This is a genomic window from Amycolatopsis sp. NPDC031561 (assembly GCF_055580625.1).
Map to the genome: position 1 here is coordinate 117,983 of NZ_JBVILA010000016.1, position 13,852 is coordinate 131,834.

The following is a 13,852-nucleotide window of genomic DNA, read 5'->3' on the forward strand; positions in this document are numbered from 1 at the left end:
CTACCGGAGCGGGAACTCTGCACCGTGCTCGTCCGCGGGCCGGGGACCGTGGATGCGCCGATCGCCGGGGGAGATGGCGACGTCGTTGATGCTCGCCTCACGACGGCTCATGAGACCGTGCTCGTCGAACTCCCACAGTTCGTTGCCGTAGCTACGCCACCCTTGTCCGGCCTGGTCGTGCCATTCGTACTGGAAGCGGACGGCGATCCGGTTGTCGTGGAACGCCCAGAGGTTTTTGCGAAGCGCGTAGTCCAGTTCACGCTCCCACTTCCGGGTAAGGAAGGTGACGATCTCCTCGCGGCCCTGGACGAAGGTGTCCCGGTTACGCCACACCGAATCCGGCGTGTACGCCGATGCCACCCGGCGGGGATCACGGGTGTTCCAAGCGTCCTCGGCGGCTTGGACCTTCCGCAGGGCCGTCTCCTGGGTGAACGGCGGGAAGGGTGGGCGATCTTCGGGCATTGTCGGCCTCCTCAGGTTGAGAACGTGCGTTCTCCACGTCTGACGCCTAGAGTAGGGAACGACCGTTCTCAACGTCAAGGAGTTCCGATGCCGGCCGCCGTCACCGACGAGCAGAACCGTTTGGACCGCGAAGCCCTCCTCGATGCGGCCGAGAAGCTCTTCTACGAGAACGGCATCCAGGCGGTCGGTATGGACCAGGTCCGCGCGGCGTCCGGCCTTTCGTTGAAGCGGATCTACCGGTTCTTCGAAGCCAAGGAGGACCTGGTGGTGGCGATGCTCAAACGTCGTGACGCGCGATGGAGGGGCAGCCTCGCCGCTCATGTGGAGGAAGTCGCGGATCCCCGGGAGCGGGTGCTCTCGATCTTCGACTGGCTCGCCGAATGGTTCGCCGAACCCGGCTTCCGCGGCTGCGCCTGGATCAACGCCCACGGCGAGGTCGGGCCCTCGTCGACGGCGGTGCTGGCCGAGGTACGGGCGCACAAGCGGGCGTTCCACGAGCAGATCGAGACCTGGGTGCGGGCCACGGGACTCGCGGTGGCCGAGCCGGTGTTCCTGCTCGCCGAAGGGGCCATCGTGACGGCCGGAATCAGCGGTGATCCGGCTCCGGCCCGTCGGGCGCGCGAGGCTGTCGCGGCACTGCTCGGCGGTCCGTCACCTCGTGAGTGGTAAGGACGGTTAGTACGGACCGGTATTTGCCTAGCTACGTGTGACCAGGGCGAAGGCGAGGTGCGGGGGTCGAGGTGTCGCTTCGGTCTCGGAGCTTGATGACACCGGAATCTCACCGCGACAGGGTTCGAGTGTGGAGGATTCGGGACGTTCAACGTCCTAAATCCTCCACGGTCGGTTCACACGGCCACCTGACCAGTACGGGGTGGCGGCTCAGCGTGTGGGGTGTTGACGATGAAGGAATTGGGACGTTGAGTGTCCCGATTCCTACATCGTCGAGGCGGGTGTTCCGGTCCCGGTCTTATCAACGGAGGATCGGGGACACTCAACGTCCCCGATCCTCCGTCGATAAAGACGTGCCACCCCACAACCTCGCGGACGGCAGCCGAGTGGGGAAGATTCCGGACGTTCAACGTCCCAAATCTTCCCCACTCGCCCACATCACCATCCAGAACAAGCTCTACAAGCCCACCGAGCTGACATCAGGATCCAGTGGGTAGGCAAATACGGGTCCGCTAGAACCGTCCTTACCACTCACGAGGTGATCAGCGGCGGATGAGGCCGAGGTCGGTCGCGGTGGCGACGGCGGCGGTCCGCGAGTCGACGCCGAGTTTGGTGTAGCTGCGCGCCAGATGGGATTTCACGGTGCCTTCGGTCAGGTGAAGCCGTGCGGCGATCGCCCGGTTGGACAGGCCGTCGGCGACCAGCCCCAGGACCTCGATCTCGCGCAGGGTCAAGGCGATGGTGGGCATCCGCATGCGGTTCATCAGCCTGTCGGCGACCGTCGGGGCCAGGGTGGTGCGTCCGGCCGCGGCGGTGCGCACGGCGGCGGCCAGGTCTTCGGGCGGGGCGTCCTTGAGGAGGTAGCCGGTGGCTCCGGCTTCGATCGCGGGCAGGGTGTCGGCGTCGGTGTCGTAGGTGGTGACGATCAGGACGCGGGGTGCGCCGGGCCGCGCGGTGATCGCGGCGGTGGCTTCGGCACCGGTCATTCCGGCGCCGAAGCGCAGGTCCATCAGCACGACGTCGACGTCGCCCTCGGCGGCGCGGACCACCGCTTCCTCCGCTGTCGCGGCTTCGGCGACGACGACGAGACCAGGTTCGGTTTCGAGCACGGCGCGGAGACCCGCCCGGACGATGGAGTGGTCGTCGGCCAGGAGGAGGCGGATCGGGGTGTCGGTCACGAGCGGTCCTCCGGTTCGACGGGCAACCGCACGGACAAGGTCGTGCCGTGGCCGGGGGAGGACTCGACGGCGAAGGTTCCGCCCAGCGTCTCGACTCGGGTCCGCATCGCGGTCAAACCGAAGCCACTGGCGCCGGGGTCGAAACCGATGCCGTCATCGACGACGTCGAGGGCGACCTGCTCGCCCAGGTAGCTCAGGGTGACCTCGGCGGCGGCCGCGTCGGCGTGCCGGACGGTGTTCGCGAGGGCGGCCTGCCCGATGCGCAGCAACGCCACCTCGTGCGTGGTCGGCAGCGGAACGGGTGCGCCGGTGAGGTGGAAGCGCGTGGTGATTCCGTGCCGGGCGCCGGTGGTGGCGCACAACCGTTCCAGCGCGTCGGCCAGCGTGGTGTCGTCGAGCGCGGGAGGGCTCAGCGCGACGACGAAGCGGCGAGCCTCGGCGAGGTTGTCCGCGGCCGCCTGGCGCGCTTGTTCGACGTAGCGGGCCGCGTTCCCGGCGGTGTCGGGCAGCGTCCTTTCGGCCGCACGCAACAAGAGTTGAATACTCGAGAGCCCTTGGGCGAGGGTGTCATGGATCTCGTGGGCCAGCCGCTCCCGCTCGGCGAGCACTCCGGCCGCGTGCTGGGCTTCGGCGAGGTCGGCGCGAGTGGCGGTGAGCTCCTCGATCAGGCTCCGGCGGCTCTCGCTCTCGCGGTAAAGCGCCTGATATCCCCAAACGACAGCGACCGCGACGGCCGCGCCGAGTGCCGGGCCGATCGCCGCAGCCGGGGTGAAGGAGCCCTGATGGGCGGCGAAAGCGGTGATCGCGGCCACCGCGGTCACGATCACCGCGAGCAGGCCTTGGCGACGCGGCAGCAGGTGTAATTGCAGGAAGTACAGCGGGAAGGCGACCCACACGCCGTCGGCGGTCAGCACCAGCAGGGCCAGCCACACGGTGCCCACCGCGGTCAGCCACCACGTGGCGGCTCGTCGTGACGTCCGGACGCGGGGCAGGAGCGGCCCGGCCGCGTACACCACAGCGCACAGCGCCGCCGTCACGACGACCGCTCCCGCCCGGGGAGAGTCGTCGGCCACCGCCCGCGCGGCCGCCAGTGCGAGCAGGGCGAGGAGCAGCAGGTGCAGACACCAGGTCAGCACCCGGCTGGTCGGGGTCAGGACGGGCGCGGCGTTCACAGTATGTCCAGGCTACGGAGCCGGATCGGGAATCGCCTCTATCGAAAGGTGGAAGCGGCGCGCCGCCTTCCGGCTCGTGAAGTGCCAACTCCGGCGAGATGTCCATTCGGGACTCGACGGCGATCGTGGAGAGGTACCCAGCCCACCCGCCGGAAAGGACAGACCAGAGCCGTGTTCGTCGCCTGGAGAGACCTGAGATTCGCCAAAGGGCGGTTCGCCCTGATGGGCGCCGTCGTCGTGCTCATCACCCTGCTGGTCGGTCTGTTATCGGGGCTCACCGCCGGGCTGGGGGAGCAGAACATCTCCGCCGTCACCGGCCTGCCGGCGGACAAGATCGTCTTCGCCGCTCCCGGTGACGAACAGAGCCTCTCCTTCGCCAACTCCGCGGTCAGCGAGACACAGCTGCGGCAGTGGACCGCGACACCGGGCGTCACCGGAGCCGAACCGCTGGGCATCGCCACCACCAAGGCCACCGCGGGAAACCGCAGCGCCGGGATCTCCGTGTTCGGAGTCCGTCCCGGCTCCGCGCTCGCCCCGGACAGCGGAATGCTCACCGGCGACTCGGTGACACTTTCGTCCTCCGCCGCCGAAGAGCTGGACGTCCGGAGCGGGGACACCATTTCCGTGGCCGGGCGCCCGCTGACGGTCGCCGCCGTGTCGGGTGACGCCTGGTTCAGCCACACCCCGGTGGTGTGGGCGGGCATCGACGTCTGGGCGAGGACGGCGCCGCCCACCGGCGGTGAGCCGAGCGCGACCGTGCTCGCGCTGACCACCGCCGGCGACGTCGATTTCGCGGCCGTCGACCGTGCCCTGGGAACGAAGACGGTGTCGAAGGACGAATCGTTGTCCGCCATCGGTTCCTACACCTCGGAAAACGGTTCCCTGCAACTGATGCGCGGCTTCCTGTTCGCCATCTCCGCACTCGTGATCGGCGCCTTCTTCACCGTCTGGACCATCCAGCGCAGCGGAGACATCGCCGTTCTCAAGGCCTTGGGGGCCAGCACGGCCTTCCTGCTGAAGGACGCGCTCGGCCAGGCCGTCGTGCTTCTCGTCGGCGGCACCGCCGCCGGAACCGGACTGGCCGCCTTGCTCGGCGCCGTCGTCGCGGGCTCCGCCGTGCCGTTCCTGCTGACTCCGGCCACCGTGCTCGTTCCCGCCGCCGTGATGATCCTGCTCGGTGCGCTGGGAGCCGCGTTGTCCGTCCGCCGCATCACCTCCGTCGACCCGCTGACCGCACTGGGGAGTGCCCGATGAGCCTGAACCTGACCGGTGTCACCCTCACCTATCCCGACGGCGACTCCCGCCTCACCGCCCTCGACGACGTCACGCTGGACGTTCCGCCGGGTTCGCTCACCGCCGTCGCCGGGCCCTCCGGTTCCGGCAAGTCCAGCCTGCTCGCCGTCGCCGCCACCCTCATCAGCCCGGACGACGGCACCGTCACCGTCGACGGCGTCGTGACCACCGGCCTGAACCGCGGCGAACTCACCGAACTGCGCCGCCGGAAGATCGGGATCGTCTTCCAGCAGCCCAATCTGCTGCCGTCCCTGACCGCCGCCGAGCAACTCCAGGTCATGGCACGGATCGACGGCCGCTCCCCGGCGAAAGCCCGTGGCGCGGCGATGGAACTGCTCGGCGCCGTCGGGCTCGCGCCCCTGGCGGGTCGTCGACCGCATCAGCTCTCCGGCGGCCAACGGCAGCGGGTGAACATCGCCCGCGCGCTGATGAACGAACCCACCGTGCTGCTGATCGACGAACCGACGAGCGCCCTGGACCACGAGCGCGGCGCCGCGGTCATCGAGCTGATCACCCGGCTCACCCACGAACGCGACACCGCCACGGTTCTGGTCACCCACGACCGCGTCCACCTCGCCGCCGTGGACCGGATCACCGAAGTCCACGATGGCAGGCTGAGCACTCCCTCACCGGTGGGCTAGGTACGGCCATGCCGCCAGTGTGCTGATGGCGAGGTAGGGCGTCTCCGACGCCACGACCGCGATGCGTGCGCTGGGAACCGCCGCTCGCCGTCACCACATCGCCCCGGACACGCTGGCGAGGGCGTTGCTCGTCGCGCCTCGCCCCTGGCGGAACGGGCGCTGGTTCTCGCCTCGCGTCTGGCGGAGCACGCCCGGGCTCGACTTCCTGCCTGCCTTGCCCGCGATCCGGCCGTCGGGGCTCCTGCGGGCGACCCTGGACACCGTGGCCGATCGTGCCCAGACCGCCCAAGGTGACATCCAAACGGTGACGACGGGCAATACCGGCCTGAAACTGCAACGAGCCAAGGGATTCTCCTCGGAGTTCTTCCAGCACTTCGCCCACGTCGAAGGGGGACGTCACCACGTGCGGCATTTTCGATCGCCCTGCGCTCGAAGCCCTTGTCGCCGAAGAAGTCCGGGCCGTGCACAGCATCCCGATCTGCGGTCCGGACGGGTGCGCCGGCGTCGTTTCCGTGCACTATCGCCGTTCGGGCCACGGCCCGTCGGAAGCCACCCGCGCCGAGCTGACTCTCGAGGACCTCCACCAGCTCTGATCCCGGTGGATCCGGCCACGGCCCTCACTTCCGGCCATTTCGCCGTTGGCGAGGAGGCGCTCGGCCCAGGCCGGGAAGAGAACGATGTCGCGAAATAGGATTCTCCGAATCCCATTCATGGGGTTGTTATTACTTTAATGCCGCGTTCGCCGATTTCCGGCAAGCCTTGTCGCCCGCGCTGCTCCGGTCCTCAGAGGACGGGGCGTGGCGTCCACCAGGGCATTTTTATGATCGATTCGTTGTTGTTGCCGGAATGATATGAACACTCCGCCGACGACTCGGCCTGTCGAATTCGCCCGAGTGGCGGTTACTTCCGACTTGTGAGTGAGGGCATTGTGATCCGCGGACGGCGAGGCGTCGCCTCGCGTCAAAACTGGGTGAGGGGTCATTCGGGGGATACGCGCGAATCGCTTTGTGTCGCGAATTCGATACCCGGTCAGTGGGACACTCGCCGTCACCGCAGGGGGTGATCGGTGAGGCGTCGTGTTGCCCGATGTCCGTCACCCGCTACTGGATCAGGATGGGGAGTCATCATGATGGGGAATCGTGTGGCCGGTGGCCGAAGACCGTTTTGGTCGCTGACGGCGGCTCTTGTCGTGTTCACCTGCGCGATGGCCGGGACGGCGCGGGCCACCCAGGCCGGGCCGGTCGACCTCGGTACGTTGCCCGGCGACGACGCCAGCACCGTTCTGGCGGTCAATGACGCGGGGGTGATGGTCGGACTGTCCTTCGCGGGACCCGCGCGGCGCAGTCTTCCGGTTCGCTGGAACGCCGATGGCCAGATCATGGCCCTGCCCACCCCAGGCGGTACCGAGGGGCAGGTTCGTGACATCAACAACCAGGGGGTTTCCGCAGGCTATGTGCTGACCCCGACCGCCGCCGTGCCGACCCGATGGGACGCCGACGGCGTGGCGACCACGCTGCAGGTCCCACCCGGCTATCGCAACGGCACCGCTGCGGCGATCAGTGACACCGGTGTCGTCGTCGGGAACTGGACGACGCCGGACAACCAGTATCACGCCGTCCGCTGGGATCCGAACGGCCAGGCCACCGATCTGGGCGCGCTGCCCGGCGAGACCTGGAGCATGGCCGACGGCATCTCCGCCGACGGCAGCATCATCGTGGGCAGCGGTTTCCGCACGGGCGCGAACCAAGCCGTGCGGTGGGTGAACGGCGGGCCGATCACCGAACTGGAGCCCCTGGGATACAGCAGTGGAGCCAGCAAGATCAACAAGCCCGGCGTGGCCGCAGGTGTGCTGAGCGAGACCAAGACCGGGCCCCGGATCCCGGCGACCTGGGATCAAAGCGGCACGAGGCACAGCCTGGACTGGCCCAGCCCGCACTCGGTCTGGGTCTACCAGATCGGCTCCACCGGTTACGCGGTCGGTACCGGCTACGCCTACCCGCCCAAGCGGCAGGCCGTGCTCTGGGATCCCGCCGGCGATCTCACCATCCTGGCTGACGACGGCCTCGGCGCCGACGTCGAAGCAGTCGACTCGGTCGGAACCGCGGTGGGTACCTTCAAGAATCAGGCGACCGCCTGGTTCCGGAACGGTGAGCGCAGGCAACTGGGTCTGCTCCCGGGTGGTAGCCGCAGCCAGGCCTACCGGATCACCGACAGCGGCCGCGTCGTCGGAACCGCCACCGTTGCCGGCGGAAAAGATCACGCGGTGTACTGGACCCTCGGCTAGCGTCTCGATGTAGGACATGTGTGCGCTGGTCGAGCTGCTGCTCGACCAGCGCACGCTCTATTCAGTTAGGGAAATCCCGTGTTCTCGCCGGACATCTGGTCCGAAATCCTCGGGCCAGATGGTCGTGCCGTCGGCGCGCGCGCCGACGAGGATCGCCTCGGTTCGGCGAACTGCCCGTCGCGGTTGACTCTGACCTGGCGCCAGGTCGCGGCGCCGCCGACGACGACCAACAGCCCGGCGAAAGCCTGCAGCAAGGTGGAGCGGGCGTTGTTCTGCAGCTGTCCTTGGGCTTGCCGCAGCTGGATCCGGGTCTCCGGGTTGCCGACTCCCGTCAACTCGGCTTCCGCCAGTGACGGGTAGAGCAGCAAAGGCAGCAGAAGCAACGTCCCGAACAGCAACCCCAGGCCGACCACCGTCGTGGCTGCGAGAAGCCAGAACGTCCGCGTCATGACCCACGACCTTCCTTCACCCGGCCAGGTCGGACAGCGTCCCACACGGAGTCTCGGCCAATGTCCGAAAATCGTCGGTGGGACCCGCTACCGTGCCTCGCGTCGTCGAAGTGGAGGACTGGGGTGGAGAAGCACACGGAGGTGCCGTCGAGGCTGGCGGAGGCGCTCGTGCCGGTGGTGGCGGACCTGATTCCGTTGCTGCGCGGGCGTATCCCGCGCGGCCCCGCGACGGCGCTCGGCAGGCTGGGCGTTCCCGAGGTGACGCCGGACGCGTTCGGGCTCGAGGCGGGCCGGCTGGTGGCCGGGCCCGGCGAATCGGAGGTGTTGAGCAGGCTCCGTTCGCTCGGTGATCCCGTTTCCGAGCGGCTGCTCGGCGCGCTCGAACTGACCTTGGACGAGCTGGTGGTGGTCGTTCCGGAGGAGGTCGAAGCGGCGGTACCGGGGCCGGACGCGACACCGCAGGCCTTCGGTTTCATGATGTCGAACGGGCCGAACGCGCAGACGGTCACCGCGGTGCGCCTGCTCGACCAGGTGCGACCGGGGATCTCCGCGCTGATCGTGGCGCTGGTCGCGGAGCTGGCCGAGCACGAGACCTTGGCGCCGTTGCTGGCGGTCGCACCGGAACTCACCGGCGAGGAGGAACTGGCGGCGGCACAGGGAGAAGCGCATCTCGCCTTGGCCGTCGCGGTCGCCGCGCCGGTCCTGCGGCGGACGGACGCTCCGCTGCTCGCGGGGACCCCCGCGGCTGTCGTCGGCGTCGCCCTCGCCGCCGTTTCGGCTCTGTTGAGCGAAAGTCCGATGCCGCCCGGGTACGCGGCCGCATTGCTGGAGAAACGCCAGGCCGAATACTTGCTGCCGGCGACGGCGTCTTGTTCGGCGGAGGTGCACGCACATCAGTTCGTCCTCGCCGAGCGCCCCGTCGTCGGAGAGGCCGACTTCAGCGGCAACGGCCTGGCCGTCGCGGTTCCTGGAGGGGTCGCCGTGCGGACCGGGCTCGGCGAAGGCCAGCTGTCCGTGTCGATGCGGATTCTCGAGGGACCGCCGGACACGGTGGACGTCGACTGGTGGGACGAAGTCACCGAGATCTCCTGGCGGGCCGAGCAAGGTGACGCCACGCTGGGCGAAAGCACCCCGCATCGCACGAGAACACCGCCATGGCCCGGCGATTTCCGGGTGAGGGTGCACGCGATCGGCCGGGACGGCGAAGAGCGCGAGCGGTACGAACTCGTGCTGTGGCAGGCGCCGCCGGGCCCGGACATCGTGTACAAGCGTGGTGACAGGCTGGGCTACGCCCTCCGAGGTGAGCCCGCACCCGACATCGAGCCGCCGCCGGAAGCCGCGTATCGGTGGATCGACGAGAGCGCGCTCGGTGACGCGGCGACGGTCACGATGGTCAGGGGAGCTTCTCCGGACGAAGTACTCCTGGCCTTCGGCGCGGACCCGGCCGAACCGGAGTCCGCGGAAGAACTCTCGCAGGATTTCGATCTCGATCCCTGGGTATCGGTGCTGCCGGTCGAGGGTGGCGTGCTGGCCGTGGAGTTCAACGGGTTCCAGGGTTCCTGCGGGCCCGTGCTGGAGTCGTTGTCGCGGACCGGCCGGACGGCGAGCCTGTTCTGGAACATCAACGCGGTGACCAGGCTTTCCTTCGCGGACGACGGGAACGTCCTCGCTTCGCACGAGCTCGGTTGCGCGGAGGAGATCACGGATCCCGACGTGAACGAAGCCCTGGCCGGTCTCGATTTCGAGAGCTATCGCGACAACCTGGAAAAAGGTGTTCTCGCGGTCGAGCGGTACAGCGGAAACCGGCTGCGGAAGGAGGACGTCGAGCGGATGGTCGAGGCGAACGCCGGTTATCGCATCCTTCCGCACCTGTCCGAGCTGTATCCCGAGGCACGCAATCCCGACGGTTCGCGGGCGTTCCCCGGTGATGGCCCTTTGGGCGCCGAAACCGATCGGCTGGCTTTCGTACCGGAGGAAACGTTGCGGGACCTGGCCTGGCTGGCGGCATCGGCCGTGGCCGAGCACGTCGGCGTCGCCGGCGACCCGGTCATCGCCGACGTACTCGCGGAGCGCCGCCTGAGCGCCGAGGCGGAACTCCTGGCCAGGCGATCGCAGCTGCGGGCGTATCGTGACCACGCCTGGTTGTGGGAGGCGGTTCACCACGCCACCAATCCGGATCCGCTGTCCGGCGCGATTCGCTCGCTGTCGGCGGCGCGGTACGCGTCCGGTCCGGCGGGAGAAGAACTGCTGGAGCACGCGAGGCAGGTGGCCCGTGAGTGCTGAGGACGGTTTGGCCCGCTCAGCCTCGATTCACCTTCTGATCAGCGTCGCGGGCGTAGTTTCCGGCGCGTTCGCGTCCGTCGCCTACTACACGGATCTGCGGGTGTTGGCGCACAGTTTCGTCATCTGGATCGTCTTGGTGAGCCTCGTGACCACACGGCGCTCGTCTCGGCAGGCAGTGGTGCGAGCGACCATCGCGCTCCTGTCCGCCGTGCTTGCCTTCTACCTGGGCAAGAATGTCGTGTACGGCATCAAGTACCCCGATGCTCCGTCCTATGGGATCGATCTGCCGACCGTCGGCACCTGGTGTGTTCTCGCCGTCGTCGCGGGTGTCGTACTGGGATTGGGTTTCCGTCACATCGGGGACCCCGGCTGGCCGGGAGCGCTCGCCACGGCAGGCGCTGCCGGACACGCCGTCAACTCGGCAAAGCACTGGCACTACTCGTTCCGCTGACCTTGATCGGGTACGGCATCGTCTCCGCACCGGACCTGATCGAAGAGATGCTGCTGTAAGTGACCGTCGTCACTGTCGACCAAGTCGTGGCAACCTCCGGCACCTCGGAACGCCTTCATGCTCAGGAAGGACCGATTCCGAAAACTGGGGAACACATGAAGAGATTTTCCGTAATCCTGACCGCGATGCTGGCCGTGGTCGCGTTGACCTCCGCCGCACCCGCCGGTGCGACCACCCGCTTCGACAGGGAGCTCCAGACGCGCATCGCCAAGGCCCAGGCCTATGCCGACAGCAGGCCCGGTGACACCGGGATCGTCCTCCGGGACCGATGGACCGGTGCCGTCTACCGGAGTGCGGCCGCCGGGACCCTGATCTGGGCCTGTTCCACCCCGAAGCTGGCCATGGTCGTCGACCTGTTGCTGCGCAACGACTCCGGGGCGGTCCAGTTGACCGCCGAAGACCGGGACCTGATGCACCGCATGCTCAACTCCAGTGACGACGCCGCCGCGCACACCCTGTGGACCCGGTACGGCGGGGAGGCCGAGTTCGCCAAGCGGTTCCCGTCCTACGGCATGACCGACATGCGCTTCACCGACCAGCATCCGCATCACTGGGGCTGGATCCTCACCACCGCGAACGACCTCGACCGGCTGGTCAACTACGTCCTGACGAAGCTGCCCCGGCAGCACCGCGACTACATCGTCCGCGAGATGCGCACCGTCGATGTCAACCAGCAGTGGGGAGTCTGGGGTGCGGGCCCGGCCGCGCGGCCGGGGAACAAGGACGGTTGGTCCGACGACAACGACGACGGCTCCTGGATCATGAACTCGGTCGGCTTCGTCGGTCCGCACGAGCGATACACCCTCGCCCTGATGAACAACACCAAGGTCATCCAGAACGGCTTCGAAACCGGCATGGAGACCACCACCAAGATCAGCGAAATCCTGTTCAAGGGGTATTTCAGGAACTGATCGCGTCCACATCGGACCCGGACCGTGCTCGGCGGTCCGGGTCCGCGCGGGCGGCCTGACTCACATCTGGCCGGGCTGTGTCGTCGGTTGGGCAGAACACCACCACGACACAAGGAGATCGCCATGAACACCCGGCTCGACTACTTCGGCAACCCCGTCGGCGGAAAGTTCCTGAAGGGCATCATCTCGGCAGGGAAGGGACTGCTCGACTCGTCTTTGCCGGTCACCGTCCAGGAGCTGGTCCGGATGCGTGCGAGCCAGATCAACGGTTGCGCCGTATGCCTGGACATGCACACCAAGGAGGCCGCCGCCGCGGGCGAATCGGCCGTGCGGATCAACCTGGTCGCGGCGTGGCGGGAGGCGACGGTCTTCACCGACGCCGAGCGCGCCGCGCTGGAGCTGACGGAGCAGGCCTGCCGGATGGCAGACGGCGGCGAGGTCACCGACGAGGCGTGGGCGAACGTCGCCAAGCACTTCGACGACGACCAGCTCGCCGCGCTGGTGGGGGTGATCGCGTTGATCAACGCCTTCAACAGGGTGAACGCGATCGTGCAGAACCCCGCGGGTGACTACCGGGCCGGACAGTTCGCCTGACCGGACGAGAACCTTGGGGAGAGACCATGACCATCACCAAGACAGCACGCAATCGGGCGGCGTTCGCGCGCCTGCACGACGCGACCAACAGCGGCCACCTCGAGGCCATCGAGACGGCGATCGACGAGGTCGTCGAGCCGGACGTGATGTTCCACGCGCCGGTGCCGATGGAAACGACGGGAGCGCAGGCGCTCAAGCAAGTGTGGGCGGTGCTGCTTCGCGCGTTCCCGGATCTGCGGGTCACGGTCGAGGAAGTCCTCGAGGACGGGGACAAGCTCGTCTGCCGGAACCTCGTGACCGGTACCCATGAAGGCGAGTTCAGGGGCCTCCCGGCTACCGGAAAGACGGTCTCCTACAACGAGATCTTCATTTTCCGGTTCGCCGGAGGGCGGATCGCCGAGATCTGGGGAGTCGTCGACGTCCTCACCCAGCTGCGGCAACTCGGCGCCCTCGCGGCGTAGCGGTCACTCGCCGGTCCACGACCGGAGTTTCTCGGGGTTCCGCACACCCCAGATGCGCCGGATGCGGTCGCCGTCGATCTGGAACGCGAACACCGCGACGGTCAGCTCGGCCTGACGCAGTACAAGGCCGGGCTGGCCGTTGACGGTCCGCTCCATGAGTTCGAGGCCGGACGTCCGGCGCGCCACCTCCATGATGTAGGCGGCAACCTGCTCGCTGCCTTCGAAGGGCTGTAGTGCGGCGCTCACGAGTCCGCCGCCGTCGCCGACAGCCTTGACGTTCGGGTCGAGAAGGCCGATGAGGGTCTCGATGTCCTTGGCTTCCCAAGCTTTCTTGAAGTCCTTGACGACGTCGGCCTGCCGGGCGATCGGGGCCGGTGAGGCCTGCGCCGCGCGGATGCGACGGCGAGCGGAGGAGGCCAACTGACGGCAGGCCGCGGGAGTCCGGCCGACGATCTCCGCCACCTCGGCGAAGGCGTAACGGAAGACGTCGTGCAGGACGAACGCGACTCGCTCGGCTGGGGTCAACGACTCCAGCACGACGAGGAACGCCATGGTGATCGACTCGTCGAGGGTGATCCGGTCGGCGGGGTCGACGGCGGACGGTCGTCCGGTGGTCCACGCGAACGGCAGCGGTTCGGGGATCCATTCGCCGACGTAGCGCTCCCGCCGGGCGCGTGCCGAACCGAGGAGGTCGAGGCAGATGCGGCCGGCGACCGTCGTCAGCCAGGCGCCGGGGGACTCGATCGCTTCCCGCTGGGCGGGGGACAAGGCGTACCAGCGGGTGTAGGTCTCCTGCACCACGTCCTCGGCCTCGGAAAGGGAACCGACCAGGCGATACGCGAGCCCGATCAGCTGGCGCCGCTCGCTCACGATCGCGCTCAGGCCCGGGTCGAGTGTCTCGTTCATCGAATTTCGCCTCCTGGTCGCGGGTGCTGTCCTGGGTA

Annotated in this window: 16 protein-coding genes; 10 read left to right on the plus strand and 6 right to left on the minus strand. The window is 68.1% G+C overall.

The features are described 5' to 3' along the window. Entirely contained in the window at positions 1-462 is a 462-nt protein-coding gene (locus ACZ5IK_RS27810; RefSeq protein WP_465490373.1) for a nuclear transport factor 2 family protein, read from the minus strand. Positions 463-549: 87 nt separating this feature from the next. Here ACZ5IK_RS27810 and ACZ5IK_RS27815 point away from each other — a divergent pair, with 87 nt between their 5' ends. Continuing rightward, complete coding sequence (locus tag ACZ5IK_RS27815; protein WP_465490374.1) at positions 550-1,131, plus strand: TetR/AcrR family transcriptional regulator; 582 nt, start codon at positions 550-552, stop codon at positions 1,129-1,131. Between the two features lie 542 nt (positions 1,132-1,673). Here the strand turns inward: ACZ5IK_RS27815 and ACZ5IK_RS27820 are convergent. Continuing rightward, the gene (locus ACZ5IK_RS27820) at positions 1,674-2,309 is read right to left on the minus strand and encodes a response regulator (RefSeq protein WP_465490375.1); all 636 of its coding nucleotides are present in this window, start codon (positions 2,307-2,309) and stop codon (positions 1,674-1,676) included. After that, positions 2,306-3,481 (minus strand): sensor histidine kinase, encoded by a 1,176-nt coding sequence (locus ACZ5IK_RS27825; RefSeq protein ID WP_465490376.1) that lies wholly within the window; start codon positions 3,479-3,481, stop codon positions 2,306-2,308. The genes ACZ5IK_RS27820 and ACZ5IK_RS27825 overlap by 4 nt, the downstream gene beginning before the upstream one ends. A 171-nt stretch (positions 3,482-3,652) precedes the next feature. On the opposite strand from ACZ5IK_RS27825, the gene ACZ5IK_RS27830 reads away from it, so the two are divergent. Together ACZ5IK_RS27830 and ACZ5IK_RS27835 are read left to right on the plus strand one after the other, a co-directional pair. Next, positions 3,653-4,735 (plus strand): ABC transporter permease, encoded by a 1,083-nt coding sequence (locus tag ACZ5IK_RS27830; RefSeq protein WP_465490377.1) that lies wholly within the window; start codon positions 3,653-3,655, stop codon positions 4,733-4,735. Then, positions 4,732-5,415 (plus strand): ABC transporter ATP-binding protein, encoded by a 684-nt coding sequence (locus ACZ5IK_RS27835; RefSeq protein ID WP_465490378.1) that lies wholly within the window; start codon positions 4,732-4,734, stop codon positions 5,413-5,415. Before ACZ5IK_RS27830 ends, ACZ5IK_RS27835 begins: the two co-directional genes overlap by 4 nt. 90 nt (positions 5,416-5,505) lie before the next feature. On the opposite strand, the gene ACZ5IK_RS27840 is transcribed toward ACZ5IK_RS27835, so the two are convergent. After that, positions 5,506-5,676 carry a hypothetical protein gene (locus ACZ5IK_RS27840; protein WP_465490379.1) on the minus strand — a complete coding sequence of 57 codons (171 nt, stop codon included), beginning with the start codon at positions 5,674-5,676 and terminating at the stop codon, positions 5,506-5,508. A gap of 200 nt (positions 5,677-5,876) precedes the next feature. On the opposite strand from ACZ5IK_RS27840, the gene ACZ5IK_RS27845 reads away from it, so the two are divergent. Both ACZ5IK_RS27845 and ACZ5IK_RS27850 read left to right on the plus strand, forming a co-directional pair. After that, complete coding sequence (locus ACZ5IK_RS27845; RefSeq protein WP_465490380.1) at positions 5,877-6,008, plus strand: hypothetical protein; 132 nt, start codon at positions 5,877-5,879, stop codon at positions 6,006-6,008. 533 nt (positions 6,009-6,541) lie between these two features. Next, positions 6,542-7,699 (plus strand): HAF repeat-containing protein, encoded by a 1,158-nt coding sequence (locus ACZ5IK_RS27850; RefSeq protein ID WP_465490381.1) that lies wholly within the window; start codon positions 6,542-6,544, stop codon positions 7,697-7,699. A 65-nt stretch (positions 7,700-7,764) separates the two neighbouring features. Here ACZ5IK_RS27850 and ACZ5IK_RS27855 read toward each other — a convergent pair whose 3' ends face one another. Then, the gene (locus ACZ5IK_RS27855) at positions 7,765-8,148 is read right to left on the minus strand and encodes a hypothetical protein (RefSeq protein ID WP_465490382.1); all 384 of its coding nucleotides are present in this window, start codon (positions 8,146-8,148) and stop codon (positions 7,765-7,767) included. A 123-nt stretch (positions 8,149-8,271) separates the two neighbouring features. On the opposite strand from ACZ5IK_RS27855, the gene ACZ5IK_RS27860 reads away from it, so the two are divergent. The 5 genes from ACZ5IK_RS27860 (at position 8,272) to ACZ5IK_RS27880 (ending at position 12,908) form a co-directional block, all read left to right on the plus strand. Continuing rightward, the gene (locus tag ACZ5IK_RS27860; RefSeq protein ID WP_465490383.1) at positions 8,272-10,431 is read left to right on the plus strand and encodes a DUF6461 domain-containing protein; all 2,160 of its coding nucleotides are present in this window, start codon (positions 8,272-8,274) and stop codon (positions 10,429-10,431) included. After that, complete coding sequence (locus ACZ5IK_RS27865; protein ID WP_465490384.1) at positions 10,421-10,882, plus strand: hypothetical protein; 462 nt, start codon at positions 10,421-10,423, stop codon at positions 10,880-10,882. The genes ACZ5IK_RS27860 and ACZ5IK_RS27865 overlap by 11 nt, the downstream gene beginning before the upstream one ends. A gap of 155 nt (positions 10,883-11,037) precedes the next feature. Further along, positions 11,038-11,853 carry a serine hydrolase gene (locus ACZ5IK_RS27870; protein ID WP_101607932.1) on the plus strand — a complete coding sequence of 272 codons (816 nt, stop codon included), beginning with the start codon at positions 11,038-11,040 and terminating at the stop codon, positions 11,851-11,853. A gap of 123 nt (positions 11,854-11,976) precedes the next feature. Beyond that, positions 11,977-12,447 carry a carboxymuconolactone decarboxylase family protein gene (locus tag ACZ5IK_RS27875; RefSeq protein ID WP_465490385.1) on the plus strand — a complete coding sequence of 157 codons (471 nt, stop codon included), beginning with the start codon at positions 11,977-11,979 and terminating at the stop codon, positions 12,445-12,447. Positions 12,448-12,473: 26 nt separating this feature from the next. Further along, positions 12,474-12,908: an ester cyclase gene (locus ACZ5IK_RS27880; protein WP_465490386.1), complete on the plus strand. Its 435-nt coding sequence runs from the start codon at positions 12,474-12,476 to the stop codon at positions 12,906-12,908. Positions 12,909-12,911: 3 nt separating this feature from the next. Here the strand turns inward: ACZ5IK_RS27880 and sigJ are convergent, their stop codons facing one another. After that, positions 12,912-13,814, minus strand: coding sequence for an RNA polymerase sigma factor SigJ (gene sigJ / locus ACZ5IK_RS27885; protein ID WP_465490387.1), 903 nt, complete (start codon positions 13,812-13,814; stop codon positions 12,912-12,914). Between the last annotated feature and the right edge of the window lie 38 nt (positions 13,815-13,852).